The organism is Pseudomonas sp. PSB11 (assembly GCF_014596605.1).
Lineage (GTDB): Bacteria > Pseudomonadota > Gammaproteobacteria > Pseudomonadales > Pseudomonadaceae > Aquipseudomonas > Aquipseudomonas umsongensis.
In genome coordinates this window covers 344400-368865 of the sequence record NZ_NOIO01000001.1, presented here as the reverse complement: position 1 = coordinate 368865, position 24466 = coordinate 344400, and the positions used below count along the sequence as shown (strand labels likewise).

At 60.0% G+C, this 24466-nt stretch carries 27 protein-coding genes and 1 other RNA gene; 14 read left to right on the top strand and 14 right to left on the bottom strand.

The window, feature by feature from the left end; genetic code table 11:
- Positions 1-10: 10 nt before the first annotated feature.
- Positions 11-568: a YecA family protein gene (locus CGA21_RS01745; protein WP_110748010.1), complete on the bottom strand. Its 558-nt coding sequence runs from the start codon at positions 566-568 to the stop codon at positions 11-13.
- 197 nt (positions 569-765) lie between these two features.
- Here CGA21_RS01745 and CGA21_RS01740 point away from each other — a divergent pair, with 197 nt between their 5' ends.
- The 4 genes from CGA21_RS01740 to CGA21_RS01725 all read left to right on the top strand — a co-directional run bounded on the left by CGA21_RS01740 (position 766) and on the right by CGA21_RS01725 (position 2205).
- Entirely contained in the window at positions 766-975 is a 210-nt protein-coding gene (locus CGA21_RS01740) for a TIGR02449 family protein (protein ID WP_007982902.1), read from the top strand.
- Positions 972-1289 carry a cell division protein ZapA gene (locus CGA21_RS01735; RefSeq protein WP_008055229.1) on the top strand — a complete coding sequence of 106 codons (318 nt, stop codon included), beginning with the start codon at positions 972-974 and terminating at the stop codon, positions 1287-1289. The genes CGA21_RS01740 and CGA21_RS01735 overlap by 4 nt, the downstream gene beginning before the upstream one ends.
- Positions 1290-1319: 30 nt before the next feature.
- A non-coding RNA gene (gene ssrS / locus CGA21_RS01730) (6S RNA) lies at positions 1320-1498 on the top strand.
- A 101-nt stretch (positions 1499-1599) separates the two neighbouring features.
- Positions 1600-2205 carry a 5-formyltetrahydrofolate cyclo-ligase gene (locus CGA21_RS01725; RefSeq protein WP_032831317.1) on the top strand — a complete coding sequence of 202 codons (606 nt, stop codon included), beginning with the start codon at positions 1600-1602 and terminating at the stop codon, positions 2203-2205.
- Between the two features lie 33 nt (positions 2206-2238).
- Here the strand turns inward: CGA21_RS01725 and CGA21_RS01720 are convergent, their stop codons facing one another.
- Positions 2239-2394, bottom strand: coding sequence for a hypothetical protein (locus tag CGA21_RS01720; protein ID WP_020797268.1), 156 nt, complete (start codon positions 2392-2394; stop codon positions 2239-2241).
- A 195-nt stretch (positions 2395-2589) separates the two neighbouring features.
- Here CGA21_RS01720 and CGA21_RS01715 point away from each other — a divergent pair, with 195 nt between their 5' ends.
- Complete coding sequence (locus tag CGA21_RS01715) at positions 2590-3042, top strand: EVE domain-containing protein (protein ID WP_188263400.1); 453 nt, start codon at positions 2590-2592, stop codon at positions 3040-3042.
- 114 nt (positions 3043-3156) lie between these two features.
- On the opposite strand, the gene CGA21_RS01710 is transcribed toward CGA21_RS01715, so the two are convergent.
- The gene (locus tag CGA21_RS01710; protein ID WP_110748016.1) at positions 3157-3564 is read right to left on the bottom strand and encodes a flagellar basal body-associated protein FliL; all 408 of its coding nucleotides are present in this window, start codon (positions 3562-3564) and stop codon (positions 3157-3159) included.
- A gap of 150 nt (positions 3565-3714) precedes the next feature.
- Here CGA21_RS01710 and CGA21_RS01705 point away from each other — a divergent pair, with 150 nt between their 5' ends.
- Positions 3715-4692, top strand: coding sequence for an NADPH:quinone oxidoreductase family protein (locus tag CGA21_RS01705; RefSeq protein WP_188263399.1), 978 nt, complete (start codon positions 3715-3717; stop codon positions 4690-4692).
- Between the two features lie 51 nt (positions 4693-4743).
- Here CGA21_RS01705 and CGA21_RS01700 read toward each other — a convergent pair whose 3' ends face one another.
- The gene (locus CGA21_RS01700) at positions 4744-4950 is read right to left on the bottom strand and encodes an energy transducer TonB (protein WP_411157054.1); all 207 of its coding nucleotides are present in this window, start codon (positions 4948-4950) and stop codon (positions 4744-4746) included.
- Positions 4951-5230: 280 nt separating this feature from the next.
- Between CGA21_RS01700 and glpT the strand changes: the two genes are divergently transcribed.
- Positions 5231-6580 (top strand): glycerol-3-phosphate transporter, encoded by a 1350-nt coding sequence (glpT, locus tag CGA21_RS01695; RefSeq protein WP_110748025.1) that lies wholly within the window; start codon positions 5231-5233, stop codon positions 6578-6580.
- Here glpT and CGA21_RS01690 read toward each other — a convergent pair.
- The 6 genes from CGA21_RS01690 to CGA21_RS01665 all read right to left on the bottom strand — a co-directional run bounded on the left by CGA21_RS01690 (position 6556) and on the right by CGA21_RS01665 (position 12769).
- On the bottom strand, positions 6556-7224 hold the full coding sequence (locus CGA21_RS01690; protein WP_020797262.1) for a gamma-glutamylcyclotransferase: 669 nt from the start codon (positions 7222-7224) through the stop codon (positions 6556-6558). The two genes, glpT and CGA21_RS01690, sit on opposite strands and share 25 nt — an antisense overlap.
- A gap of 302 nt (positions 7225-7526) precedes the next feature.
- Complete coding sequence (locus tag CGA21_RS01685; RefSeq protein WP_020797261.1) at positions 7527-8495, bottom strand: CDP-6-deoxy-delta-3,4-glucoseen reductase; 969 nt, start codon at positions 8493-8495, stop codon at positions 7527-7529.
- The gene (gene ubiD / locus CGA21_RS01680; RefSeq protein ID WP_020797260.1) at positions 8495-9961 is read right to left on the bottom strand and encodes a 4-hydroxy-3-polyprenylbenzoate decarboxylase; all 1467 of its coding nucleotides are present in this window, start codon (positions 9959-9961) and stop codon (positions 8495-8497) included. The genes CGA21_RS01685 and ubiD overlap by 1 nt, the downstream gene beginning before the upstream one ends.
- Positions 9962-10102: 141 nt before the next feature.
- Positions 10103-11362 carry a transcription termination factor Rho gene (rho, locus tag CGA21_RS01675; RefSeq protein WP_003206716.1) on the bottom strand — a complete coding sequence of 420 codons (1260 nt, stop codon included), beginning with the start codon at positions 11360-11362 and terminating at the stop codon, positions 10103-10105.
- A 248-nt stretch (positions 11363-11610) separates the two neighbouring features.
- Positions 11611-11940, bottom strand: coding sequence for a thioredoxin TrxA (gene trxA, locus CGA21_RS01670; protein ID WP_003206727.1), 330 nt, complete (start codon positions 11938-11940; stop codon positions 11611-11613).
- Positions 11941-12061: 121 nt separating this feature from the next.
- Entirely contained in the window at positions 12062-12769 is a 708-nt protein-coding gene (locus CGA21_RS01665) for a FadR/GntR family transcriptional regulator (RefSeq protein ID WP_083350198.1), read from the bottom strand.
- A 256-nt stretch (positions 12770-13025) separates the two neighbouring features.
- On the opposite strand from CGA21_RS01665, the gene CGA21_RS01660 reads away from it, so the two are divergent.
- The 5 genes from CGA21_RS01660 to ppx all read left to right on the top strand — a co-directional run bounded on the left by CGA21_RS01660 (position 13026) and on the right by ppx (position 17556).
- Positions 13026-13811, top strand: coding sequence for a transporter substrate-binding domain-containing protein (locus tag CGA21_RS01660; protein ID WP_110748028.1), 786 nt, complete (start codon positions 13026-13028; stop codon positions 13809-13811).
- A 22-nt stretch (positions 13812-13833) separates the two neighbouring features.
- On the top strand, positions 13834-14502 hold the full coding sequence (locus CGA21_RS01655; protein ID WP_188263398.1) for an amino acid ABC transporter permease: 669 nt from the start codon (positions 13834-13836) through the stop codon (positions 14500-14502).
- Positions 14499-15149, top strand: coding sequence for an amino acid ABC transporter permease (locus CGA21_RS01650; RefSeq protein ID WP_188263397.1), 651 nt, complete (start codon positions 14499-14501; stop codon positions 15147-15149). The genes CGA21_RS01655 and CGA21_RS01650 overlap by 4 nt, the downstream gene beginning before the upstream one ends.
- A complete protein-coding gene (locus CGA21_RS01645; RefSeq protein ID WP_110748036.1) occupies positions 15136-15873 on the top strand; it encodes an amino acid ABC transporter ATP-binding protein in 738 nt (245 codons plus the stop codon). Before CGA21_RS01650 ends, CGA21_RS01645 begins: the two co-directional genes overlap by 14 nt.
- Positions 15874-16053: 180 nt before the next feature.
- Positions 16054-17556 (top strand): exopolyphosphatase, encoded by a 1503-nt coding sequence (ppx, locus tag CGA21_RS01640; protein ID WP_110748039.1) that lies wholly within the window; start codon positions 16054-16056, stop codon positions 17554-17556.
- Positions 17557-17700: 144 nt separating this feature from the next.
- On the opposite strand, the gene ppk1 is transcribed toward ppx, so the two are convergent.
- The gene (gene ppk1 / locus CGA21_RS01635) at positions 17701-19923 is read right to left on the bottom strand and encodes a polyphosphate kinase 1 (RefSeq protein WP_020797250.1); all 2223 of its coding nucleotides are present in this window, start codon (positions 19921-19923) and stop codon (positions 17701-17703) included.
- Positions 19924-19941: 18 nt separating this feature from the next.
- A complete protein-coding gene (gene hemB, locus CGA21_RS01630; RefSeq protein ID WP_188263396.1) occupies positions 19942-20955 on the bottom strand; it encodes a porphobilinogen synthase in 1014 nt (337 codons plus the stop codon).
- A 207-nt stretch (positions 20956-21162) separates the two neighbouring features.
- Here hemB and CGA21_RS01625 point away from each other — a divergent pair, with 207 nt between their 5' ends.
- The gene (locus tag CGA21_RS01625) at positions 21163-21795 is read left to right on the top strand and encodes a DedA family protein (RefSeq protein ID WP_020797248.1); all 633 of its coding nucleotides are present in this window, start codon (positions 21163-21165) and stop codon (positions 21793-21795) included.
- On the opposite strand, the gene CGA21_RS01620 is transcribed toward CGA21_RS01625, so the two are convergent.
- The gene (locus CGA21_RS01620) at positions 21776-23011 is read right to left on the bottom strand and encodes a sterol desaturase family protein (protein WP_110748044.1); all 1236 of its coding nucleotides are present in this window, start codon (positions 23009-23011) and stop codon (positions 21776-21778) included. The genes CGA21_RS01625 and CGA21_RS01620 overlap by 20 nt on opposite strands.
- A gap of 115 nt (positions 23012-23126) precedes the next feature.
- Between CGA21_RS01620 and elbB the strand changes: the two genes are divergently transcribed.
- On the top strand, positions 23127-23795 hold the full coding sequence (elbB, locus tag CGA21_RS01615; protein WP_110748047.1) for an isoprenoid biosynthesis glyoxalase ElbB: 669 nt from the start codon (positions 23127-23129) through the stop codon (positions 23793-23795).
- A 117-nt stretch (positions 23796-23912) separates the two neighbouring features.
- Here the strand turns inward: elbB and CGA21_RS01610 are convergent, their stop codons facing one another.
- Positions 23913-24368, bottom strand: coding sequence for a YaiI/YqxD family protein (locus tag CGA21_RS01610; RefSeq protein WP_020797245.1), 456 nt, complete (start codon positions 24366-24368; stop codon positions 23913-23915).
- Positions 24369-24466: the final 98 nt, after the last annotated feature.

Sequence of the window (24466 nt, the reverse complement as noted above, 5' to 3'; positions counted from 1 at the left end):
CTGGCATTGATCAGTGCAGCGACGGCTTGGCCGCAGCCGCTGCGTCTTTCTTGGTTTCCGAGAACAGCAGCAGCGGCGCGACGCGCAGGTACTCCATGACTTCCATATAGTCGGTTTCGCCGTCTTCGGACTCTTCCAGCGCGTCTTGAACCTGGGAAATGGCTGCAAGATCCTGCAACACTTCAGTGGCCTCAGTGCTCAGCATGCTACTGTCGCGGCAATTCAAGCCGAAACCACTGAGGAAGCCTTGGCACCATTGGCCCAGAGCCACGGCGCGTTCGGCCAGCGGAGCGTCGTCGGTCGGCAGCAACAGGACGACGGTTACGTCGTCGCCGGTGAGCTCACCCTTGACCATCTCTTGCAGGCCGATCAGGGCGTTGCGAACGTTGTCCTGCGGCTCGCTTTCGAGCAGCTCGGCGGCGTCGATCAGCCAGCCTTCGGCGTCGAAGCCGGCGCCGGCGCAGCTGCGGCCGAGCAGCAGGCCGTGCAGTTCGGCAGGCGAGACGTTATGACCGCTGGAGGTCAGCAGGGTGGCGAAGCCTTGGTACGGGGAATTCTGAATGGTCATGGGCAGCTAGGCGCCAGACGGCGCTATGTCTAGAATGAAGGCCTTGTATCCTACATCGACTACCCCTGTAGGAGCGAGCACGCTCGCGATGAACCTGAGAGCGCCGTGGGTTATCAGGTACCCAGCGTTATCGTTGAAGACCATCGCGAGCATGCTCGCTCCTACAGTTACCACCCATCAGACGAACAGTGGACACAATGGAAGACACCGACCTGCAAGCGCTGATGGCCAGACTCGAACTGCTGATTACCCGAGTCGAGCAACTTAAGAGCCAAAACGGACTCTTACTAGCTCAGGAAAAGACCTGGCGCGAGGAACGCGCGCACCTCATTGAAAAAAACGAAATCGCCCGGCGTAAGGTCGAATCGATGATTTCGCGCCTCAAGGCCCTGGAGCAAGACTCATGAGTTCAAGCAATAGCGTCACTGTGCAGATCCTCGACAAAGAATATTCGATCATCTGCCCCCAGGAAGAGCGCAGCAACCTGGTGAGCGCCGCTCGCTACCTGGATGGCAAGATGCGCGAAATCCGCAGCAGCGGCAAAGTCATCGGCGCCGACCGCATCGCCGTGATGGCCGCGCTGAACATCACGCACGATTTGCTGCACAAGGAAGAGCGACCGGATATCCAGGCCAGCGGTTCAACCCGCGAACAGGTGCGCGACCTGCTCGATCGCGTCGATCTGGTGCTCGCCACTGATCCGGATGTCACCAAGGGCTGATTCGCGTCACCGCTTGCGGTATACTCTGATCACTCCCTGGGGTGCTTGCCAGTTGGCGATGTCCCTGAGCCGATTTGCTATACCCTGGAGGTCGCACGTTGGGCTGGTGTGCATGTCCGCTAGACGGAAAGCCTTAAAGCCTACTGCGTCTTCCACCTTGAACTTTCGGGTTCAAGGGCTAAGTCGACAGCGGCACATCCGGGGAGCCTGATTCCAGTCCGATGCCGGTTTAATACCGGCATCGGCGTTTTTACTGCTCTGCTTTTTTACAGAGGCGCTTTAGGTAACCGTATTGCCGAAGCCAAAATCCATGACCGAACCTGCGCTGCTCCCTCGACCGCAACTTCGACGCATGCTGCGCAAGGCCCGCCGCGCACTGACCCCCAGTCAGCAGCGCCAGGCGGCTCGCGGGCTATACAAGCAGTTGGCCCAGCAACCGCTGTTCCGCCGCGCCAAACACATCTCTCTTTACCTGCCCACCGACGGTGAAATCGATCCGCGCCTATTGCTGCGTGCGGCTCAACGTCGGGGCAAGGCTACCTATCTGCCGGTGCTCAGTGCCTGGCCGCGAACCAAAATGGTGTTCCAGCGCATTCGCCCCGGCGAAAAGCTCAAGCCTAATCGCTTTCGTATCCTCGAACCCAGGCACAACCTCGCACGACAACGCAAAGTCTGGGCGCTGGACCTGGTGCTGCTGCCATTGGTGGGGTTTGACGATGTGGGCGGACGCCTGGGCATGGGCGGCGGCTTCTATGATCGAAGCCTCGCCTACCTGGCGCGTCGCAATGACTGGCGCAAACCGACGTTGCTGGGGCTGGCCCATGAATGCCAGAAGGTCGAGCGGCTGGCTCAAGCGAGCTGGGATGTGCCGTTGCAAGGAACGGTGACGGACAAGGCCTGGTATTACGCAGGCTAGACGCCACCGCGCTCAGGCGTCAAAAAGCAAGGATCAGCGCTTGAACGCTGTCGATTGTTGCTGCAGCGCCGAGACCTCGATGGGTGCATCGGTCTTGTTGTTCCACAGGCTTTGGGCATAGCCGGTGGTCACGACGCCAAGGCCGAACAAAATAACCAAAATCCAAAGTAAATCCGGTTTGCGTTTCATCGATTGCCCCCCAAAGGCATATCAACACGATGACAGCAGCGGTTTCCGTTTGTAGGCCGTGCAGCAGCGTCAAGCTTGAAAGGCCGGCATTTTGCGACAACGTGAACCGGCACGCAAATGCTGGCGTCAACCGACTGTCGGTTTGTCATAAAATTGCCCGACAACCTTTCCACCCACTTCGCAAGGAGCCAAACCATGGCCTATTGGCTGATGAAATCCGAGCCCGACGAACTCTCGATCAAAGGCCTGGAGCAGCTTGGCAAAGCGCGCTGGGACGGGGTTCGCAACTATCAGGCGCGTAATTTTTTGCGCGCAATGGCGGTGGGGGACGAGTTCTTTTTCTACCATTCGAGCTGCCCGGAACCGGGGATTGCCGGGATTGGCAAGATTGTCGAAGCGGCGTATCCGGACCCGACGGCGCTGGAGCCTGAGAGCCATTACTACGACCCTAAGGCAACACCGGATAAAAACGCCTGGAGTGCCATCGATGTCGCTCATGTGGAAACGTTTTCCAGGGTGTTGAAGCTCGACTATCTGAAGCAACAGGCAGCGTTGGCGCAGATGCCTTTGGTGCAGAAGGGTTCGAGGCTGTCGGTGATGCCGGTGACGGCGGAGCAGTGGGCGGCGGTGATAGCACTTAAGCTGTAAGACGTGCGGCGGCAATCAGAATGCTTTCGCGAGCAGGCTCGCTCCCACGGGAGAACGCATTCCAATGTGGGAGCGAGCCTGCTCGCGAAAAGGCCTGCCCGGACAACGCAAGTCTTATTGGATAATGAGGTTGTTGAACAACAGGTCCTCAACCACCGGTTTGCCGGTTTCATCATTCATGATCTGCTGGGTTTGCTTCAGGGCTTCCTGACGCAGCTTTTCCTTAGCCTCTACATTATTCATCGTCTCGGCGGACTGCTGGGCAAACAGCGCCACCAGTTGATTACGAATCAACGGTTCGTTGGCCTTCACCGCTTTGGTGGCCTCGTCACCCGTCACACGCAATGCCACATCGGCCTTGTAGACCTTGAGCTTCGGCGTGCCATCGAGCCCGTAGTTGCCCACGAACGGCGGGCTCAAGGTGACGTAATTGACCTTCGGCGCCACCTCTTCCTTGGCCTCTTCGGCCACCGCTGCCATAGGCAAGGAAAGGCCCAGCAACAACATGATCCACGCTTTCACAATTCGCTCCTTATCCGGTTTGCGGCCTAGCATAACCACCCGCCACGCCAGCACAAGCTTATGGCTGGTTATCAGGGCCGGGCATGCTCGTTGACCCGTCGACTCACACACCTACACTTATCGGCCATCACTCCCAAAGGAATAGCCCTGATGAAAGCCGTGCTGTGCAAAGCCTTCGGCCCTGCCGAATCGCTGGTGCTGGAAGACGTCGCCAGTCCTGTCGCGAAGAAGAACGAAATCCTGCTGGAGGTGCACGCCGCCGGGGTGAACTTTCCCGACACGCTGATCATCGAGGGCAAGTACCAATTCAAGCCGCCCTTCCCTTTTTCCCCCGGCGGTGAAGCCGCTGGCGTAGTCAGCGCCATGGGCGAAAAAGTCAGCCACCTGAAAGTCGGTGACCGGGTCATGGCCCTTACCGGCTGGGGCAGCTTCGCCGAACAGGTCGCGGTGCCGGGTTACAACGTTTTGCCGATCCCGCCTTCCATGGACTTCAACACCGCCGCCGCCTTCAGCATGACCTATGGTACTTCGATGCACGCCCTCAAGCAGCGCGCCAACCTGCAACCCGGCGAAACCCTGCTGGTACTGGGCGCCTCCGGCGGTGTCGGCCTGGCGGCCGTGGAAATCGGCAAGGCCATGGGCGCCCGGGTGATCGCCGCGGCCAGCAGCGCGGAAAAACTTGCCGTGGCCAAGGCCGCGGGTGCCGACGAGCTGATCAACTACAGCGAAACCAGCCTCAAGGACGAAATCAAGCGCCTGACCGATGGCCAGGGCGCCGACGTGATCTACGACCCGGTGGGCGGCGACCTGTTCGACCAAGCCATCCGTACCATCGCCTGGAACGGCCGCTTGCTGGTGGTCGGTTTTGCCAGTGGACGCATTCCCGAACTGCCAGTGAACCTCGCACTGCTAAAGGGTGCAGCAGTGCTCGGCGTGTTCTGGGGCTCGTTCGCCCAGCGTCAGCCGCAGGATAACGCCGCCAACTTCCAGCAGTTGTTTGGCTGGTTTGCCGAAGGCAAGTTGAAGCCGCTGGTGTCGCAGGTGTATCCGCTGGGCAATGCTGCTCAGGCGATCAATGATCTTGGCCAGCGCAAGGCAGTCGGGAAGGTGGTGGTACAAGTTCGCTGAGTTGAAAAGGCGGTCTGGACTCGGTTCAGATCGCTCTTTTGCTGGCCGAAATTACAGCAACTTGCGAATTTCCACAGGTAGCAAACTCGTGTATTTGCGGGGCGGCTTGAATCGCCATTGCTCGATTGCAACCCTGCTTGCTTCAGCCCGATCAGGATGGTCGCTTTGCAAAATGCTTATCTTGCCGATCGAACCATCGGCATAGGCAATGAAACGAACCCGGACATCACCGACTACCCCCGCCCGTAGCAGCGCCAACGGACAAATCGGCTTGGGTTGGGCTGAAGGTCATGGCTTCCGGTAACTGCGCAGGACATTTCCCAAAGAACTGCCGACTTCGGACCGTGCATACGCATCAAGGTGGTAGCGCGTAACACTTCCTACACCGCCCTTCATTTACGTCTGAGCGACATGTTCATAAAGGAACTCTCGATTTCCAACATTTCCGCTATTTTGTCGATGAGAACCGATGCTATTTTCGGTAACGAAACTGTAACATTCGCATCCGCAGTCAAAACAAGAAATTTGGAGCTCTTGAATGTTTGCTTTCTTTCGTCCTGCCGCACATCAGGCTCCACTGCCTGAAGAAAAAATAGACAGCACCTACCGACGCCTGCGCTGGCAAATCTTCGCCGGTATCTTTATCGGTTACGCCGGTTACTACCTGCTGCGCAAGAACTTCTCCCTGGCCATGCCTTATCTGATCGAAGAGGGCTATACCCGCGGAGAATTGGGCGTGGCGCTGTCGGCGATTGCCATTGCCTATGGTTTGTCCAAGTTTCTGATGGGCATCGTTTCCGACCGTTCCAATCCGCGCTACTTCCTGCCGTTCGGCCTGTTGGTCTCTGCAGCGGTGATGTTCACGTTCGGTTTCGCACATTGGGCGACGTCCAGCGTGACCATCATGTTCATCCTGCTGTTCATCAACGGCTGGGCGCAGGGCATGGGCTGGCCGCCAAGTGGGCGGACCATGGTGCACTGGTGGTCGCAGAAGGAGCGCGGTGGCGTGGTGTCGCTGTGGAACGTGGCGCATAACGTGGGTGGGGGCTTGATCGGCCCACTGTTCCTGATCGGCATGGGCCTGTTCAACGACTGGCACGCTGCGTTTTACGTACCGGCGGCAGTGGCCATGGCCGTGGCGGTGTTTGCCTTCATCACCATGCGCGACACCCCGCAATCGGTCGGCCTGCCGCCAATCGAGAAGTACAAGAACGACTATCCGGAAGGCTACGACGCCAGCCACGAAGAGGAATTCAGCGCCAAGGAAATCTTCGTCAAGTACGTGCTGCGCAACAAGATGCTCTGGTACATCGCCCTGGCCAACGTCTTTGTCTACCTGCTGCGCTACGGCGTGCTGGACTGGGCACCGACCTACCTCAAGGAGGCCAAGGGTTTCACTGTGGACAAGACCTCCTGGGCGTATTTCTTCTATGAGTGGGCCGGTATTCCGGGCACGTTGCTGTGCGGCTGGATGTCGGACAAGATCTTCCGTGGCAACCGTGGCCTGACAGGCATGGTGTTCATGGCATTGGTGACCGTGGCGACGCTGGTGTATTGGCTCAACCCGGCCGGCAACCCGACGGTCGACATGATTGCGCTGGTCTCCATTGGCTTCCTGATCTACGGCCCGGTGATGTTGATCGGCCTACAGGCACTGGAGTTGGCACCGAAGAAAGCCGCCGGCACGGCTGCGGGCTTCACGGGGCTGTTCGGCTACCTGGGAGGTTCGGTCGCGGCCAGTGCAGCGATGGGCTATACCGTGGACCATTTCGGCTGGGACGGCGGTTTCATCTTGCTGATCGGCGCCTGCCTGCTGGCGATGGCCTTCCTGGCGCCAACCCTATGGCACAAGCAAGTCGCCAGTCAGAGCCGCGAAGCACTGGCTTGATCATCCTTTGACTTACAGCGCTTGAGCCGCGCCTCCAGATTGCGGTCTGGCATGGCGTGGCTACGCAGGGCGTGGGCGGTCTGCTCGACATAATCGCGAGTAGTGCCGTAGCGCCCGCAAGCGTTTTCGAACACGTGGCTCAGGACATGATCCGGCAGGTTGCCGGCATAACTGGGCAGATGCCGCTCCAGGACAAATCCCAATGCCTGAACCTGGTTGCCGTCTTCCAGTCGGCAGTTGAGCCAGTGCGGGCGATAGGACGGAAATGGCATCTCACGTTTCCATAGCGCATACAACGAAGCGTCCAGCTGTTCATCTGGCAAGCGATAGGCGAAACCGCTGCAGGAGCCGCCGCGATCCAGACCAAAGACCAGCCCGGGCATTTCCGGCGTGCCACGATGCTCGTGGGACCACAGGTACAAACCGCGATGATAGCCATGCACTCGCCCGCGAACGCGCTCGACCGCCGTGCATTCAGGGCGCCAGATCAGCGACCCATACGCGAACAACCACACCGGCCCGCCTTTGTGGCGCGCCATGGTCGACTGCATAGAGCTGAGCAATTGTTCGTGCGTGAGTTGCGGCCCCAGATCGAGCTGCGGAGGATAGGACAGGTTCAGAAACGAAGATTCAATGGCGCTCATGGCGAATAGCGTTCAGCTCCCCGCGAGTAGACAGTTACTAAATAGAACGCACCGCTGTAGCAATAAGGCACATATGTATTCAAGTAATTGAAGCGCATTGGCGCAACTCTTAATTAATTACTTGAACGATATATAACCTACCGACATTTATATGATTTTATAAATACCGATCGGCTATATAGAGAGTTATAACGGGAGGAACTGTAGGAGCTGCCGCAGGCTGCGATCTTTTGATCTTCAAGGCAAGGTCAAAAGATCGCAGCCTGCGGCAGCTCCTACAAGGGCTGGATCAAGATCGTGGATCAAGATCGAGGCGCGTACGCAAACACATCGGCGCGCATCTGGTGGGCGTCCATCCCCGCCTCGACCAGCGCATCCAACGTGCCGTAGACCATGGCCGGCGAACCACTGGCGTACACGTGCAGGGCTTTGAGATCAGGAAAGTCTTCGCAGACCGCTTCATGCAACATGCCGCAGCGTCCCTGCCAGCCGCATTGATCGCTGACGACTTTATGCAGGAACAGGTTGGGCAGCTTCAGCCATTCATCCCAATGTTCGACTTCATAAAAGTCTTCAGGACGACGCACCCCCCAATACAGATGCACCGGATGCTTGAAGCCCTCGGCGCGGCAATGCTCGATCAGGCCATGGACCTGGCCCATGCCGGTGCCCGCGGCGATCAACACCAACGGGCCGTCCGGCAACTCGGCCAAGTGGGCATCACCGAACGGCATGTCGACGCGCACCATGCTGTTGCGCTGAAGCTGCTCGATCAGGTTGAGCGCGCTGGCTTCGCGCGCCAGCACGTGGATTTCCAGGTCACGGCCACCGGAGGGTGCCGAGGCCAGGGAGAAGGACGACTTCTCGCCGTTGTCGCGATGGATCATCAGATACTGGCCCGCGTGATATCGCGGCGGCTTGCCGGCGGGGGCCCGCAGCCGCACCCGCCAGGTATCGCCACCGACCTCGGTGCAACTGGTGACCTGACACGACAGACTGCGCACCGGCAATTCTCCCAGCGCGAGCACGCCATCCCACAGCACGATGCAGTCTTCCAGCGGCTCTGCTATGCAAGTGTAGAACTCGCCATGGTCGCGCACATCGCCTGCCTGCTCCACGCGCCCTTCCACCAGCAGTGCCGCGCACACATGGCAGTTACCGTTGCGACAGCTTTGCGGGCATTCATAGCCCAGGCGACGTGCGCCATCGAGAATCCGCTCGCCGGGCAAGATATCCAGTACTGCTCCGGAGGGCTGCAAGGTTACACGCATCAATCTATTCCTAACTGATTCCAGATGGCATCGATCCGCTGGGTCACGGCGTCGTCCTTGACGATTACACGGCCCCACTCGCGCGTGGTTTCACCCGGCCATTTATGCGTGGCATCGAGCCCCATCTTCGAGCCCAGGCCGGACACCGGCGAGGCGAAGTCCAGGTAGTCGATGGGCGTGTTCTCGATCATCACCGTGTCGCGCTTGGGGTCCATGCGCGTAGTAATGGCCCAGATCACGTCGTTCCAGTCGCGGGCGTTGATATCGTCGTCAGTGACGATAACGAACTTGGTGTACATGAACTGTCGCAAAAACGACCAGACACCGAGCATTACCCGCTTGGCATGCCCCGGGTACGACTTCTTCATGGTCACGACGGCCATGCGGTACGAACAGCCTTCCGGCGGCAGGTAGAAGTCGGTGATCTCCGGGAACTGCTTCTGCAGGATCGGCACGAACACTTCGTTCAGCGCCACCCCCAGGATCGCCGGCTCATCCGGTGGACGTCCGGTGTAGGTGCTGTGGTAGATCGGCTTGATCCGGTGGGTGATGCGCTCGACCGTGAACACCGGGAAGCTGTCGACTTCATTGTAGTAACCGGTGTGGTCGCCGTAAGGCCCCTCATCGGCCATCTCGCCCGGATGGATCACGCCTTCAAGGATGATCTCGGCGGTAGCCGGCACTTGCAGGTCGTTGCCACGGCATTTCACCAGCTCGGTACGGTTACCGCGCAACAGGCCGGCGAAGGCGTACTCGGAAAGGCTGTCCGGCACCGGGGTCACGGCGCCCAGAATGGTCGCCGGGTCAGCACCCAGCGCCACGGCGACCGGGAACGGCTGGCCGGGATGTTTTTCGCACCATTCACGGTAATCCAGCGCGCCGCCACGGTGACTCAGCCAGCGCATGATGACCTTGTTGCGGCCGATCACTTGCTGACGGTAGATGCCGAGGTTCTGCCGGTCCTTGTTCGGACCTTTGGTGACCGTCAGGCCCCAGGTGATCAGCGGCGCGACGTCGCCTGGCCAGCAGGTCTGCACCGGCAACGTCGACAGGTCGACGTCGTCGCCTTCGATGACCACTTCCTGGCAGATCGCATCCTTGACCACCTTGGGTGCCATCGAGATGATCTTGCGGAAGATCGGCAGCTTGGACCAGGCGTCTTTCAAGCCCTTGGGCGGCTCGGGTTCCTTGAGGAACGCCAGCAACTTGCCGATTTCGCGAAGCTCGCTGACCGCTTCGGCGCCCATGCCCAACGCCACGCGCTCGGGGGTGCCGAACAGGTTGCCGAGCACGGGAATGTCAAAACCGGTGGGTTTTTCGAAAAGCAGGGCCGGGCCCTTGGCGCGCAAGGTGCGGTCGCAGACCTCGGTCATTTCGAGCACTGGGGACACCGGAACCTGGATGCGCTTGAGTTCGCCGCGCTGTTCCAGGCCGCTGATAAAGTCGCGCAAGTCGCGATACTGCATGCGTGAGCCTCGTGTTGGCCGTGGCGTTCGGGGGCAGGCAGTTTAGCGCCGAACCTCATGCTTCAGAACCACGAACTACGGGTTGATCAAAAATCAGATAGCAAAAAGCCGGGTTTCCCCGGCTTTTGCTGGTCTATCGACTTACTTGCGCTTCATCGACAGGAAGAACTCATCGTTGGTCTTGGTCGTTTTCAGCTTGTCGACCAGGAACTCGATGGCAGCCACTTCGTCCATCGGGTGCAGCAGCTTGCGCAGAATCCACATGCGCTGCAGCTCGTCGTCGGCAGTCAGCAACTCTTCGCGACGAGTACCGGAACGGTTGATGTTGATGGCCGGGAACACACGCTTTTCAGCGATACGGCGATCCAGAGGCAGTTCCATGTTGCCGGTGCCTTTGAATTCCTCGTAGATCACTTCGTCCATCTTCGAGCCGGTTTCAACCAGCGCGGTGGCGATAATGGTCAGCGAGCCGCCTTCTTCGATGTTCCGTGCAGCGCCGAAGAAACGCTTCGGCTTCTCCAGGGCGTGGGCATCGACACCACCGGTCAATACCTTGCCGGAGCTCGGGATCACGGTGTTGTAGGCACGGGCCAGACGGGTGATGGAGTCGAGCAGGATCACCACGTCTTTCTTGTGTTCGACCAGGCGCTTGGCCTTCTCGATCACCATTTCGGCAACCTGCACGTGGCGGGTTGGCGGCTCGTCGAACGTCGAGGCAACCACTTCGCCGCGCACGGTACGCTGCATTTCGGTTACTTCTTCCGGACGTTCGTCGATCAGCAAGACGATCAGGTGAACTTCAGGATTGTTACGCGCGATGTTCGCCGCGATGTTCTGCAGCATGATCGTCTTACCGGCCTTGGGCGGTGCAACGATCAGACCGCGCTGGCCTTTACCGATCGGGGCGCACAGGTCGATGACTCGACCCGTCAAGTCTTCGGTGGAACCGTTACCGGCTTCCATCTTCATGCGCACGGTCGGGAACAGCGGGGTCAGGTTCTCGAAGAGAATCTTGTTTTTCGCGTTTTCCGGACGGTCGAAGTTGATCGTGTCGACCTTGAGCAGTGCGAAATAACGCTCGCCTTCCTTAGGAGGGCGGATCTTGCCAACGATGGTGTCACCGGTACGCAAGTTGAAGCGACGGATCTGGCTCGGCGAGACGTAGATATCGTCTGGGCCGGCGAGATAGGAGGCGTCAGCGGAGCGAAGGAAGCCGAAGCCGTCCTGGAGAATCTCCAGCACGCCATCACCGGAGATTTCCTCGCCGCTTTTCGCGTGCTTTTTCAGCAGGGAGAAAATCACGTCCTGCTTGCGCGAACGGGCCATATTTTCTATGCCCATCTGTTCGGCCAATTCGAGCAGTTCGGTAATCGGCTTTTGCTTGAGTTCAGTCAGATTCATATAGGAATGACGTAATCATTTATGGAGGGGGGAAATTAAGCTTTCGGCTTAATGAGGCCGCGCCGCGGAGAAGGCGACAGGATCGCGTACTTATTCGAAAAGGAGAGCGTCGGCGACGGCTAGCAGGGGGCACTGGAGAAACCAGCGCGGGGCCGAATGTAACACCTGAGTTTCGGAGCGTCTAGCCCTCTACAACGAAAAAAGCCCCGCTAACTGCGGGGCCTTTATCTGACACGCTACTACGACGCTTAGATGTTGGCGTCGAGGAAAGCCGCCAGCTGCGACTTCGACAGTGCGCCGACCTTGGTCGCTTCAACGTTGCCGTTCTTGAACAGCATCAGCGTCGGAATACCACGCACGCCGTGTTTGGCGGGGGTTTCCTGGTTTTCGTCGATGTTCAGCTTGGCAACGGTCAGCTTGCCTTTGTAAGTCTCTGCAATTTCGTCCAGGACAGGAGCGATCATTTTGCAAGGGCCGCACCATTCAGCCCAGTAGTCGACCAGTACAGCGCCTTCAGCCTTGAGTACGTCGGCCTCGAAGCTAGCGTCGCTAACGTGTTTGATAAGATCGCTGCTCATGGAATTCTCCAGGGTTGTAAGCAAAAAAACGTGGCCCATCATAGCCGCCCTTCCCTCGTTCAGGAAGGTGCAGATGATTGAGTCTCGCTATGGTGTTCCATGAGTTTGGGTATAGCCCAGGTCACGCCAATGCGGGAGCGACGAAAGCGATCCCGGTACGCAGCGCCGCATTGCGCACGTGTTCGTGCATGGCCTTTTGCGCGGCTCCCGAGGCCCGGCGCGCCAGCGCGCGAAGGATTTTGCGGTGCTCATGCCAGGTTTCCATGGCCCGCTCGGCCCGGATGAACGGTAGCTTCTGACTCTCCAGGAAAATCTCGGCACTGGCCGTCAGGATGCTCAGCATCGCCTGGTTGCCGCTGGCCAGCAAAATGCGCCGATGGAATTCGAAGTCCAGGCGGGCTGCCGCTTCGAAGTCGCCGCACTTGAGGTCGTTGCGCATGGCGGCGACGTTATCTTCCAGCGCATCGAGCTCATCGGTACTCAAGGTCACGGCCGCCAGCCCCGCAGCGAATCCCTCCAGCGCGTAACGCAACTGGAAGATATCCAGGGGCGAAGCCTGGGCCGCGAAGGGCCAACCGGGTGCGGCCTCGCTTCGCTCAAGCTCCACCGGCGACTGCACGAACACGCCTTTGCCCGGCTGGATACTGATGACACCCAGTGCGCTGAGCGATGACAGCGCCTCACGCAACGACGCCCGACTGACCCCCAATTGCACCGCCAGGTCCCGCTGCGAGGGCAAGGCATCCCCGGGCCCGAAACCCTGTTCGGTGATCAGTTTGCGGATGGCTTGCAGCGCCAGTTCAGGTACGGCGCGAGAGATCGAATTCATGGTTTTCCAGTCGAACCAGGCCAATGTGCGCTCAGTTGTAAAGCTATTCGAAGCGTCCGGCAAGTCGTGCCCCATGGGGGTTCGGTCACTTTCGCGGTTGCGCCATCGGGGTGCGAAACGCCACCTGACTGTTCAGACCAGTAAGACCGTGCGACGCCAGCAAATCCGCGGCCTGGCGGCCCACCAACGCGATGTTGGCATGGCCCATGCTCTGTCGATCCGCAGAAATCCCTTCGCAAAGATCCGGAGACTTGCCATGACCCAGCGTTACAGCGCCCTCCTCGCAGCCTTGTTCGCCAGCCTCGTGCTGAGCCAGGCGCCCGCCCACGCCGACGCCCTGGAGGATGTCGTGCAGCGCGGCGTTCTCAAGGTCGCCGTACCGCAGGACTTCCCGCCCTTCGGCTCGGTCGGCCCGGACATGAAACCGCGCGGCCTGGACATCGATACCGCCAAACTGCTGGCCGACCAGCTCAAGGTCAAGCTCGAACTGACCCCGGTCAACAGCACCAACCGCATTCCGTTCCTGACCACCGGCAAGGTCGACCTGGTGATCTCCAGCCTCGGCAAAAACCCGGAACGCGAAAAAGTCATCGATTTCTCCCGCGCCTATGCGCCCTTCTACCTCGCCGTGTTCGGTCCTCCAGATGCCGACATCAAGAGCCTGGACGACCTCAAGGGCAAAACCGTCAGCGTCACCCGTGGCGCCATCGAAGACATCGAGCTGACCAAGGTCGCCCCCGAAGGCGTGACCATCAAGCGCTTCGAAGACAACAACTCGACCATCGCCGCGTATCTGGCGGGGCAAGTGGACCTGATCGCCAGCGGCAACGTGGTGATGGTCGCCATCAGCGAGAAGAGTCCCAAACGTGTGCCGGCGCTGAAAGTGAAGCTCAAGGACTCGCCCGTCTACGTGGGCGTGAACAAGAACGAGCCGGCGCTGCTGGACAAAGTCAACCAGATCCTCGTCTCCGCCAAAAGCGACGGTGCATTGGAGAAAAACGCCCTGGCCTGGTTGAAAGAACCGCTGCCGGCCGACCTCTGATCCGGCACGCAGGAGACACGCGATGGCTTATCAGTTCGATTTCTTGCCGGTGGTGCACAACACCGACCTGTTGCTGCGCGGTGCGCTGTTCACCCTTGAGCTGACGGCGATCGGCGCGGTGCTGGGGGTGGGCGTTGGCATCGTGGGGGCGCTGGTGCGGGCGTGGAACATCCGACCCTTCGCCGGTTTTTTTGCGGTCTATGTCGAGTTGATCCGCAATACGCCGTTTCTGGTGCAGTTGTTTTTCATCTTCTTCGGCCTGCCCTCCCTGGGTGTGCAGATTTCCGAATGGCAGGCAGCGGTGCTGGCGATGGTGATCAATCTGGGAGCCTATTCCACCGAGATCATCCGTGCAGGCGTCCAGGCGGTTCCGCGAGGTCAGCTGGAGGCCGCGGCGGCCCTGGCGATGACGCGCTTCGAAGCCTTCCGCCATGTGGTGCTGCTGCCAGCGCTGGGCAAGGTCTGGCCGGCCCTGAGCAGCCAGATCATCATCGTCATGCTCGGTTCGGCGGTTTGTTCGCAGATCGCCACCGAAGAGCTGAGCTTCGCTGCCAACTTCATCCAGTCGCGCAACTTCCGCGCCTTTGAAACCTATGCACTGACCACGCTGCTCTATCTGTGCATGGCCCTGTTGATCCGCCAGTTGCTGAACTGGATCGGCCACCGATTCATCGCCAGGAGCAGCCGATGAGCGATTTCACCTTCTGGGACATCCTGCGCAACCTGCTCACGGGCCTGCAATGGACACTGGCGTTGTCGGTGGTAGCGTTCGTGGGCGGCGGGCTGATCGGCTTGCTCATCATGCTGATGCGCCTCTCGAACAAACCCTTGCCGCGCAGTTTTGCCCGCACTTACATCGAGTTGTTCCAGGGCACGCCGCTGTTGATGCAGCTGTTTCTGGTGTTCTTCGGCGTGGCCCTGGCCGGGGTGGAGATTTCGCCGTGGGCCGCGGCGGCAATCGCCTTGACGCTGTTCACCAGCGCCTACCTGGCGGAAATCTGGCGGGGTTGCGTCGAGTCGATCCCCAACGGCCAGTGGGAAGCCTCGTCGAGCCTGGCGCTCAATCCCCTGGAGCAATTGCGCTACGTGATCCTGCCACAAGCGTTGCGCATCGCCGTGGCGCCGACCGTGGGCTTCTCCGTGCAAGTGGTCAAGGGCACCGCCGTGACCTCGATCATCGGTTTCACCGAACTGACCAAGACCGGCGGCATGTTGGCCAACGCCACCTTCGAGCCTTTCATGGTCTACGGCCTGGTTGCCCTCGGCTACTTCCTGCTCTGCTACCCCTTGTCCCTCAGTGCGCGCTACCTGGAAAGGAGACTGCATGCCTCTGCTTAGAATTTCCGCCCTGCATAAATACTATGGCGACCACCATGTGCTCAAAGGCATCGACCTGAGTGTCGAGCAAGGCCAGGTGGTGGCGATCATCGGCCGCAGCGGCTCGGGCAAGTCGACCTTGCTGCGCACCCTCAACGGCCTGGAATCGATCAACGATGGCGTCATCGAAGTCGACGGCGAATACCTCGACGCCGCCCGCGCCGACCTGCGCAGCCTGAGGCAGAAAGTCGGGATGGTGTTCCAGCAGTTCAACCTGTTCCCGCACCTGACGGTGGGCGAGAACGTGATGCTCGCGCCGCAGGTGGTGCAGAAAGTGCCGAAGACCCAGGCTGCCGAACTGGCGCGACAGATGCTGGAACGGGTCGGGCTTGGGGAGAAGTTCGATGCCTTCCCCGATCGCCTGTCCGGCGGGCAGCAACAGCGGGTGGCGATTGCCCGTGCGCTGGCGATGTCGCCCAAGGTGCTGCTGTGCGACGAAATCACCTCGGCGCTCGACCCGGAGCTGGTCAACGAAGTGCTGAGCGTGGTTCGGCAACTGGCCAAGGAGGGCATGACGCTGATCATGGTCACCCATGAGATGCGTTTTGCCCGGGAGGTTGGGGATAAGTTGGTGTTCATGCATCAGGGCCTGGTGCATGAGGTAGGCGATCCGAAGGTGTTGTTTGCCAATCCGCAGACGGCAGAGCTGGCGAATTTCATTGGCACGGTCGAGGCGACCACCTGATCGTTCCCATGCTCCGCGTGGGAATGCCTCAACGGACGCTCCGCGTCCGCTTTGGGACGCAGAGCGTCCCGGGCTGCATTCCCACGCAGAGCGTGGGAACGATCGGCTTTGAACACAACGCGTTGGCGGCAGCCTTTGATCGTGGCAGGATGTCGAGGTTATCGACCGAGACCCCTGACCATGCCGCAATCCCAAGCCAAGAATCTGTCTCTGATCGCCGCAATCGACCTGGGCTCCAACAGCTTTCACATGGTCGTGGCCAAGGCCCAGAACGGCGAAATCCGCATTCTCGAACGTCTCGGGGAGAAGGTTCAGTTGGCCGCCGGTATCGACGACGAACGCCACCTCAGCGAAGAATCCATGCAACGCGGGCTCGATTGCCTCAAGCGTTTCGCCCAACTGATCAACGGTATGCCCCCGGGCGCCGTGCGGATCGTCGGCACCAACGCCCTGCGTGAAGCCCGTAACCGCAACGAATTCATCCACCGCGCCGAAGAAATCCTCGGCCACCCGGTGGAAGTCATCTCCGGCCGTGAAGAAGCGCGCCTGATCTATCTGGGCGTGTCCCACACCCTTGCCGACACCCCGGGCAAACGCCTGGTGGCCGACATCGGCGGCGGCAGCACCGAGTTCATCATCGGGCAGAGATTCGAGCCCTTGTTGCGCGAAAGCCTGCAGATGGGGTGCGTCAGCTACACCCAGCGTTATTTCAAGGACGGCAAGATCACCCCGGCCCGCTACGCCCAGGCGTATACCGCGGCACGGCTGGAGATCATGAGCATCGAACACGCCCTGCATCGCCTGACCTGGGATGAAGCCATCGGCTCCTCGGGCACCATTCGCGCCATCGGCCTGGCGCTGAAGGCCGGCGGCCACGGCAGCGGCGAAGTGAATGCCGAAGGCCTGGCCTGGCTCAAGCGCAAGCTGATCAAGCTTGGCGATGTCGAGAAAATCGACTTCGAAGGCATCAAGCCGGACCGTCGGGCGATTTTCCCGGCCGGCCTGGCGATCCTCGAAGCCATCTTTGATTCACTTGAACTGCAACGCATGGACCACTGTGAAGGCGCGCTGCGCGAAGGCGTTCTCTATGACCTGCTGGGTCGTCATCATCACGAAGACGTGCGTGAGCGCACCCTGACGTCGCTGATGGAGCGTTATCACGTCGATCTGGAACAGGCGGCGCGTGTCGAGCGCAAGGCCCTGCATGCCTTCGACCAGGTGGCCAAGGACTGGGACCTGGAAGACGGCGTCTGGCGCGAACTGCTCGGCTGGGCGGCCAAGGTGCATGAAGTGGGCCTGGACATTGCCCACTACCAGTACCACAAGCATGGCGCCTACCTGATCGAGCACTCGGACCTGGCCGGTTTCTCCCGCGAAGACCAATTGATGCTTGCACTGCTGGTGCGCGGCCACCGCCGCAACATTCCCAAGGACAAGTTCGCCGAATTCGGCGATGACGGCACCAAGCTGATTCGTCTTTGCGTATTGCTACGCTTCGCGATCCTGTTCCATCACATCCGCGGCACCCAGCAAATGCCTCAGGTGGAACTGAACGCCAATGGCAACCACCTGGAAGTCGTTTTCCCGGAGCACTGGCTGGAGGACAACCAACTGACCCAGGCCGACTTCGAGATTGAAGCGCAATGGCTCACCCGCGTAGACACCGTACTGACCGTGCGCTGAACCTGTAGGAGCTGCCGCAGGCTGCGATCTTTTGATTTTGCCCTTCAAAACAAGATCAAAAGATCGCAGCCTGCGGCAGCTCCTACAGGGCGGAAACAAAAATGGCGATCCACAGGGATCGCCATTTTTTTCCTCGTGCCGGTGTTACCGAACCGCCAGGATCGGACTACCCAACCGCTCCAGCAAGGTAGCCTGGGCACTGCGCGGGTTCTGGTTGCCGGTCGGTGTATTGCGGATGTAACGGCCGTCCGACTGCAGGCTCCAGCTGTGGGTGTTGTCGGTGAGGTACAGCTCGAGCTCTTTCTTGACCCGCATGATCAGCTTCTTGCCCTCTACCGGGAAGCAAGTCTCGACGCGCTTGTCGAGGTTGCGCTCCATCCAGTCAGCGCTGGAGAGGAACATCTGCTCTTCGCCTCCATTGAGGAAGTAGAAGACCCGGGTGTGCTCCAGGAAGCGACCGATGATCGAGCGCACATGGATATTGTGCGACACCCCGGCGATGCCCGGCCGCAGGCAGCACATGCCACGCACCACCAGGTCGATGCGCACGCCCGACTGGCTGGCCTTGTACAACGCGCGGATGATCTTCGGATCGGTCAGCGAGTTGAACTTGGCGATGATGTGCGCCGGCTTGCCCTCGAGGGCGAACTGGGTTTCGCGGGCAATCATGTCGAGCATGCCCTTTTTCAGGGTAAACGGCGCATGCAGCAGCTTCTTCATGCGCAGCGTCTTGCCCATGCCGATCAACTGGCTGAACAGCTTTCCGACGTCTTCGCACAGGGCGTCGTCGGAGGTCAGCAGGCTGTAGTCGGTATACAGGCGAGCGTTGCCGGCGTGATAGTTACCCGTGCCGAGGTGGGCGTAACGCACGATCTCACCCGCTTCGCGGCGCAGGATCAGCATCATCTTGGCGTGGGTCTTGAAGCCGACCACACCGTAGATCACCACCGCACCGGCCGCTTGCAGACGGCTGGCCAGTTGCAGGTTGGACTCTTCGTCGAACCGCGCGCGCAATTCGATCACCGCGGTGACCTCCTTGCCGTTACGCGCCGCATCCACCAATGCATCGACGATTTCCGAGTTCGCGCCGGAGCGATACAGGGTCTGACGCACCGCCAACACGTGCGGGTCCTTGGCGGCCTGGCGCAGCAGGTCGACCACCGGAGTGAACGACTCGAACGGGTGCAGCAACAGGATGTCCTGCTTGCTGATCACGCTGAAAATGTTTTCGCTGTTCTGCAGCAGTTTCGGAATCTGCGGGGTGAACGGCGTGTATTGCAGCTCGCGCTGGCTGTCCAGGCCGGTAATGCTGAACAGACGCGTCAGGTTCACCGGGCCGTTGACCTGATACAGCTCGCTCTCGCTGAGGTTGAATTGCTTGAGCAGGTAGTCGGACAGGTGTTTCGGGCAGGTATCGGCGACTTCCAATCGCACCGCGTCGCCATAACGACGGGAGAACAGCTCGCCTCGCAGGGCACGTGCCAGGTCTTCGACATCTTCCGAGTCCAGCGCCAGGTCGGCGTTTCGGGTCAGGCGGAACTGATAGCAGCCCTTGACCTTCATGCCCTGGAACAGGTCATCGGCGTGAGCGTGGATCATCGACGACAGGAATACGTAGTTGTCGCCAGGGCCGCCGACTTCTTCCGGCACCTTGATAACCCGCGGCAGCAGGCGCGGTGCCGGGATGATCGCCAGGCCGGAGTCGCGACCAAAGGCGTCGATACCCTCGAGCTCGACGATGAAGTTAAGGCTTTTGTTCACCAACAAAGGGAACGGGTGCGTCGGGTCGAGGCCGATCGGGGTGATGATCGGGGCGATCTCGTCACGGAAATAGCGGCGCACCCAGGTCTTGAGCTTGGTCGTCCAGTGACGGCGACGAATGAAGCGGACCTGATGTTTTTCCAGCTCCGGCAGCAGGATGTCGTTGAGGATCGCGTACTGACGATCGACGTGACCGTGGACCAGTTCACTGATGCGGGCCAGGGCCTGGTGCGGTTGCAAGCCGTCGGCACCCGCTTGCTCCCGGGCGAAGGTGATCTGCTTCTTGAGGCCGGCGACACGAATCTCGAAGAACTCGTCCAGGTTGCTGGAGAAGATCAGCAGAAATTTCAGGCGCTCCAGCAACGGGTAGGACTCGTCCAGTGCCTGTTCCAGCACGCGGATGTTGAACTGCAGCTGCGACAGCTCGCGGTGGATATACAGGCTGCTGTCATCCAGGCCGGGAATGGCAATCGCTGGCGCTGCCACAGCGGTCTCGACGACCGCCGCGGGCGGAGCTGGCTCCAGCTCCGGCGGGGTCTCGTCGACTTGCTCCACCACAGGTTGGGCGTCTTTTACGGCAACTTCAGTGAGTACTTCGGTATTCATCGAATGTTCCTGGGAGGGCTATTGTTGCTCTCGTAACAGTTGAGCAGCACGAACGGCAAAATATGTCAGGATGCCATCGGCGCCTGCGCGTTTAAAAGCGGTCAGGGATTCGAGGATAACCCCTTCGCTCAACCAGCCATTCTGGATCGCCGCCATGTGCATGGCGTATTCGCCACTGACTTGATAAACAAAAGTCGGCACTTTGAATTCTTCTTTGACCCGGCAGAGGATGTCCAGATAGGGCATGCCTGGTTTGACCATGACCATGTCTGCGCCTTCTGACAAGTCAGCCGCCACTTCGTGCAGGGCTTCGTTGCTGTTGGCCGGGTCCATCTGATAGGAGGCCTTGTTGGCCTTGCCCAGGTTCAGTGCCGAACCGACCGCATCGCGAAACGGGCCGTAATAGGCGCTGGCGTACTTCGCCGAATAGGCCATGATCCGTACGTTGACGTGACCGGCCACTTCGAGGGCCTCGCGGATAGCCTGGATGCGACCGTCCATCATGTCCGAAGGCGCAACCACTTGGGCGCCAGCTTCGGCATGGGAAAGGGCTTGCCTGACCAGTGCATCGACGGTGATGTCGTTCTGCACATAGCCTTCTTCGTCGAGAATACCGTCCTGGCCGTGGGTGGTGAACGGGTCCAGCGCGACGTCGGTAATCACGCCCAGCTCAGGGAACTGTGCACGCAGGGCGCGGGTGGCGCGCTGGGCAATGCCTTCGGGGCTCCAGGCTTCGGCGCCATCCAGCGACTTGAGCTCTGGAGGTGTCACCGGGAACAGCGCCAGCGCCGGAATGCCCAGCTCGACCCACTTGGCCGCTTCTTCCAGCAACAGATCGATGGTCAGGCGTTCGACGCCCGGCATCGAGGCCACCGCTTCGCGACGGTTTTCACCGTCCAGTACGAAAACCGGCAGGATCAAATCATCGACGGTCAACACGTTTTCACGGACCAGTCGACGCGAAAAATCATCGCGACGGTTGCGGCGCAGGCGGGTTGCGGGGAACAAGCGGTTGGCGGGGGTAAAGCTCACGGCAGACTCCTGAGCCCGCGCAGACGGGCGAGCGTGACAGTTATAAGCGGCCATTATGACGATCACATGACAGTTGTGTGCAACCTGTGACAGGTAGCCGCATTCCATTGTCCTTGTAGGAAATGTTCACGTCGAGACACATTTGGACACTTTCCTGAATGTGTACGAAGGGTTAGGCTGCGCGTTCATTTCGCCAGCACCCAGACAATGCTCCAACAATTTCTGCATGACTTCGGCTACTTTGCCCTGTTTCTAGGCACATTCTTCGAAGGCGAAACCATCCTGGTGCTCGCAGGCTTCCTCGCGTTCCGTGGATACATGGACATCAACCTGGTGGTGGTCGTGGCGTTCTTCGGCAGTTATGCCGGCGATCAGCTGTGGTACTTCCTGGGACGCAAGCACGGGCGCAAGCTTCTGGCACGCAAGCCGCGCTGGCAGTTGATGGGTGATCGGGCGCTCGAGCACATCCGCAAGCATCCGGATATCTGGGTCTTGAGCTTTCGCTTCGTCTATGGCCTGCGCACCGTGATGCCGGTGGCAATCGGCCTGTCTGGCTATCCACCGGGCCGTTATCTGCTGCTCAACGGAATTGGCGCTGCGATCTGGGCCACCGCACTGGCGGCGGCAGCCTATCACTTTGGCGCGGTACTGGAAGGGATGCTCGGCAGTATCAAGAAATACGAACTGTGGGTGCTCGGTGCCCTGCTCGTCCTCGGGTTGGGCCTGTGGCTGCGCCGCCGGTTCAAGAATGCTCGCCTGGCCAGGCAGATCTATGCCGACGAGCAAGCCCTCAAAGCCCAACAGCACAATGCCGGCAACCCTAAGACGCCAATCGAGTAAAACGGTTTCTGCAACAGTAGAGACCGATACCGCTGATCAGACTGTAACTGAGCAGGCCGACCCAGCCCACCGCGCTGGCCGGCCACAGCCCCACCAGCGGCGCAAGCCATACCAGTGGCACATTCGATGCCAGCCGCAGCAACTCCAGCTTCAGCGCCCACGGGCGATTCTCCAGGGCCACGCCCAGCACGAACAGGCCCAGCGCCACAGCTCCCCAGCCCAACACCAACGCGGTCGTCGACAGATTGGGCGCGAGGTTCATCAAATAGCTGCCAAACGCGATGTAGACGCAGAACTGTAACAGCACGTAGAGCTGCTGACGCCCGTCCAATGGCACCTCGAATTTGCGGAACTGGCTCAGGTCCGGCTTGTTCATCGGGTACTTGGCCGCCACATCCGCCGGCCGCCAGCCGGTGCGCATGAACCAGATCCGCAGCTTGTCCCAGGTGCTTTCGGCACGCCGCGCATCCGCCCACAACTGGGCGTAGAACTGCACGTTGGCCCACACCGGGTTCCAGCTCGACAGCGGCGTGGTGACGCCGAAAATCACCGGCTCGTTGTCGTCTTCTTCCTGGAACGAGCCGAATAGACGGTCCCAAATAATGAACACACCGCCGTAGTTGCGATCCATGTAGAGAGCGTTCTGTGCATGGTGGGCCCGATGATTGGATGGCGTGACGAAAAACCACTCGAACCAGCCGAGCTTGGGAATGTGCCGGGTATGCACCCAGAACTGGTACAGCAGGTTCAACGCCGCGACGCTGACGAACACCAGCAACGGCACACCAATGACGGCCATGGGCAGGTAGAAGATCCAGCTCAGGAGAAATCCGGTACTGGTCTGGCGCAAGGCGGTGGAGAGGTTGTAGTCCTCGCTCTGGTGATGCACCGAATGCGCGGCCCAGAGGATGTTGCGCTCGTGGCCCATGCGGTGCAGCCAGTAGTAGCAGAAATCGTAAAGGACGAAGGCGAACACCCAGACCCAGATGCTGTCGGACGAGAGCTCGAACAGTGCCAGGTGCTTGAGGGCGAACGCATAGGTCACCAGCCCTACGCCTTTTGTCAGCAGGCCGGTGGTGGTCGACAGCACACCGGTGCTGATGCTGTTGATCGCGTCCGCCAGCCGATAGTTGCTGACCCCGCGCCAACGGTCGGCCAGCAGCTCGACAGCGATCAGCACAAAGAAAAACGGCACCGCATACAGAATGAAGTCCATGACGCGCCCTGGTCGGAATCTTGAGGACAGATCCTATGTGTAGCCTCGAATTATCCCTATGGCAACGAGTGACAAATTAGTGGACATTTAACGCCATGAATCTGGAGAAAAGCCCATGAGCAAAAAAGTTGCAGTGATCCTTTCCGGTTGTGGCGTATACGACGGCGCCGAGATTTACGAAAGTGTGGTGACCCTGCTGCGCCTGGACCAACGTGGCGCGCAGGTGCAGTGTTTTGCCCCGAATATCGCGCAACTGCACGTCATCAATCACCTGACCGGCGAGGAAATGCCCGAGTCGCGCAACGTACTGGTGGAGGCGGCGCGCATTGCCCGTGGTGAGATCAAGGACATCCGCGAAGCGGACGCTGAAGAATTCGATGCACTGATCATTCCCGGCGGCTTCGGCTCGGCCAAGAACCTTTCCAACTTTGCCATCGAAGGTACTGGCTGCACGGTGCAACCGGATGTCCTGGCATTGACCGAAGCCTTTGCCGAGGCCGGTAAACCGGTCGGTCTGATCTGCATCTCACCTGCCCTGGCGGCGAAAATCTATGGGCCTGGCGTGACGTGCACCATCGGCAACGACGCAGAAACGGCAGCGGCCCTGAACAAGATGGGCGCCACCCACAAGGAATGTGCCGTGAGTGATATCGTCGAAGACAAGGCACGCAAACTGGTGAGCACTCCGGCGTACATGCTGGCGGGGAGCATCAGTGAGGCGGCCTCGGGTATCAACAAGCTGGTCGACCGCGTGCTCGAACTGACCCACGAAAACGACGCCTGACATCGATTAAATGTGGGAGCGGGCTTGCTCGCGAAAGCGGTGTGTCATTCAACAATGATGGTGACTGATACACCGCATTCGCGAGCAAGCCCGCTCCCACAGGGTTCTTTACAAGGTTCAAGCTTGGCGGGTCAGCCTTGTAAGGATCCTGTCCAGCGCATTGGCAAACGCCTGCTTTTCCCGCTCGCCAAACGGCGCCGGCCCGCCACTCATTTGCCCCTGTTCGCGCAAATCGGTGAACAGGTTGCGCACGGCCAGGCGATCGCCCATGTTCTGCGCATCGAACTCCTTGCCCCTCGGGTCCAGCGCAGCAACGCCTTTTTTCACCAAGCGGTCGGCCAGCGGCACATCGCTGCAGATCACCAGCTCACCAGGTACCGCGTGCTCCACGAGGTAGTCGTCGGCCGCATCAGGGCCACTTGGCACCACGATCAACTTCACCAGCGCCAGGCCGGGCTTGATCTGTGGCTGGCCGGCCACCAGTACCACTTCGAACTGGCGCTTGAGGGCGAACTTCACCACCAGATCCTTGGCCGCCCGGGGGCAGGCGTCGGCATCGATCCATACGCGCATCAGGTTTTCCTCTTCAAAGCTTCGCGAGCAGGCTCGCTCCCACAGGTTATACGCAATCCTGTGGGAGCGAGCCTGCTCGCGAATGTGAGCGAAGCGAA

What these genes read in the sequence shown, in the direction of transcription:
- CGA21_RS01745 (WP_110748010.1), bottom strand. Translation starts at nt 568, where the DNA reads ATGACCATTCAGAATTCCCCGTACCAAGGCTTCGCCACCCTGCTGACC.
- CGA21_RS01740 (WP_007982902.1), top strand. Translation starts at nt 766, where the DNA reads ATGGAAGACACCGACCTGCAAGCGCTGATGGCCAGACTCGAACTGCTG.
- CGA21_RS01735 (WP_008055229.1), top strand. Translation starts at nt 972, where the DNA reads ATGAGTTCAAGCAATAGCGTCACTGTGCAGATCCTCGACAAAGAATAT.
- CGA21_RS01725 (WP_032831317.1), top strand. Translation starts at nt 1,600, where the DNA reads ATGACCGAACCTGCGCTGCTCCCTCGACCGCAACTTCGACGCATGCTG.
- CGA21_RS01720 (WP_020797268.1), bottom strand. Translation starts at nt 2,394, where the DNA reads ATGAAACGCAAACCGGATTTACTTTGGATTTTGGTTATTTTGTTCGGC.
- CGA21_RS01715 (WP_188263400.1), top strand. Translation starts at nt 2,590, where the DNA reads ATGGCCTATTGGCTGATGAAATCCGAGCCCGACGAACTCTCGATCAAA.
- CGA21_RS01705 (WP_188263399.1), top strand. Translation starts at nt 3,715, where the DNA reads ATGAAAGCCGTGCTGTGCAAAGCCTTCGGCCCTGCCGAATCGCTGGTG.
- glpT (WP_110748025.1), top strand. Translation starts at nt 5,231, where the DNA reads ATGTTTGCTTTCTTTCGTCCTGCCGCACATCAGGCTCCACTGCCTGAA.
- CGA21_RS01690 (WP_020797262.1), bottom strand. Translation starts at nt 7,224, where the DNA reads ATGAGCGCCATTGAATCTTCGTTTCTGAACCTGTCCTATCCTCCGCAG.
- CGA21_RS01685 (WP_020797261.1), bottom strand. Translation starts at nt 8,495, where the DNA reads ATGCGTGTAACCTTGCAGCCCTCCGGAGCAGTACTGGATATCTTGCCC.
- ubiD (WP_020797260.1), bottom strand. Translation starts at nt 9,961, where the DNA reads ATGCAGTATCGCGACTTGCGCGACTTTATCAGCGGCCTGGAACAGCGC.
- rho (WP_003206716.1), bottom strand. Translation starts at nt 11,362, where the DNA reads ATGAATCTGACTGAACTCAAGCAAAAGCCGATTACCGAACTGCTCGAA.
- trxA (WP_003206727.1), bottom strand. Translation starts at nt 11,940, where the DNA reads ATGAGCAGCGATCTTATCAAACACGTTAGCGACGCTAGCTTCGAGGCC.
- CGA21_RS01665 (WP_083350198.1), bottom strand. Translation starts at nt 12,769, where the DNA reads ATGAATTCGATCTCTCGCGCCGTACCTGAACTGGCGCTGCAAGCCATC.
- CGA21_RS01660 (WP_110748028.1), top strand. Translation starts at nt 13,026, where the DNA reads ATGACCCAGCGTTACAGCGCCCTCCTCGCAGCCTTGTTCGCCAGCCTC.
- CGA21_RS01655 (WP_188263398.1), top strand. Translation starts at nt 13,834, where the DNA reads ATGGCTTATCAGTTCGATTTCTTGCCGGTGGTGCACAACACCGACCTG.
- CGA21_RS01650 (WP_188263397.1), top strand. Translation starts at nt 14,499, where the DNA reads ATGAGCGATTTCACCTTCTGGGACATCCTGCGCAACCTGCTCACGGGC.
- CGA21_RS01645 (WP_110748036.1), top strand. Translation starts at nt 15,136, where the DNA reads ATGCCTCTGCTTAGAATTTCCGCCCTGCATAAATACTATGGCGACCAC.
- ppx (WP_110748039.1), top strand. Translation starts at nt 16,054, where the DNA reads ATGCCGCAATCCCAAGCCAAGAATCTGTCTCTGATCGCCGCAATCGAC.
- ppk1 (WP_020797250.1), bottom strand. Translation starts at nt 19,923, where the DNA reads ATGAATACCGAAGTACTCACTGAAGTTGCCGTAAAAGACGCCCAACCT.
- CGA21_RS01625 (WP_020797248.1), top strand. Translation starts at nt 21,163, where the DNA reads ATGCTCCAACAATTTCTGCATGACTTCGGCTACTTTGCCCTGTTTCTA.
- CGA21_RS01620 (WP_110748044.1), bottom strand. Translation starts at nt 23,011, where the DNA reads ATGGACTTCATTCTGTATGCGGTGCCGTTTTTCTTTGTGCTGATCGCT.
- elbB (WP_110748047.1), top strand. Translation starts at nt 23,127, where the DNA reads ATGAGCAAAAAAGTTGCAGTGATCCTTTCCGGTTGTGGCGTATACGAC.
- CGA21_RS01610 (WP_020797245.1), bottom strand. Translation starts at nt 24,368, where the DNA reads ATGCGCGTATGGATCGATGCCGACGCCTGCCCCCGGGCGGCCAAGGAT.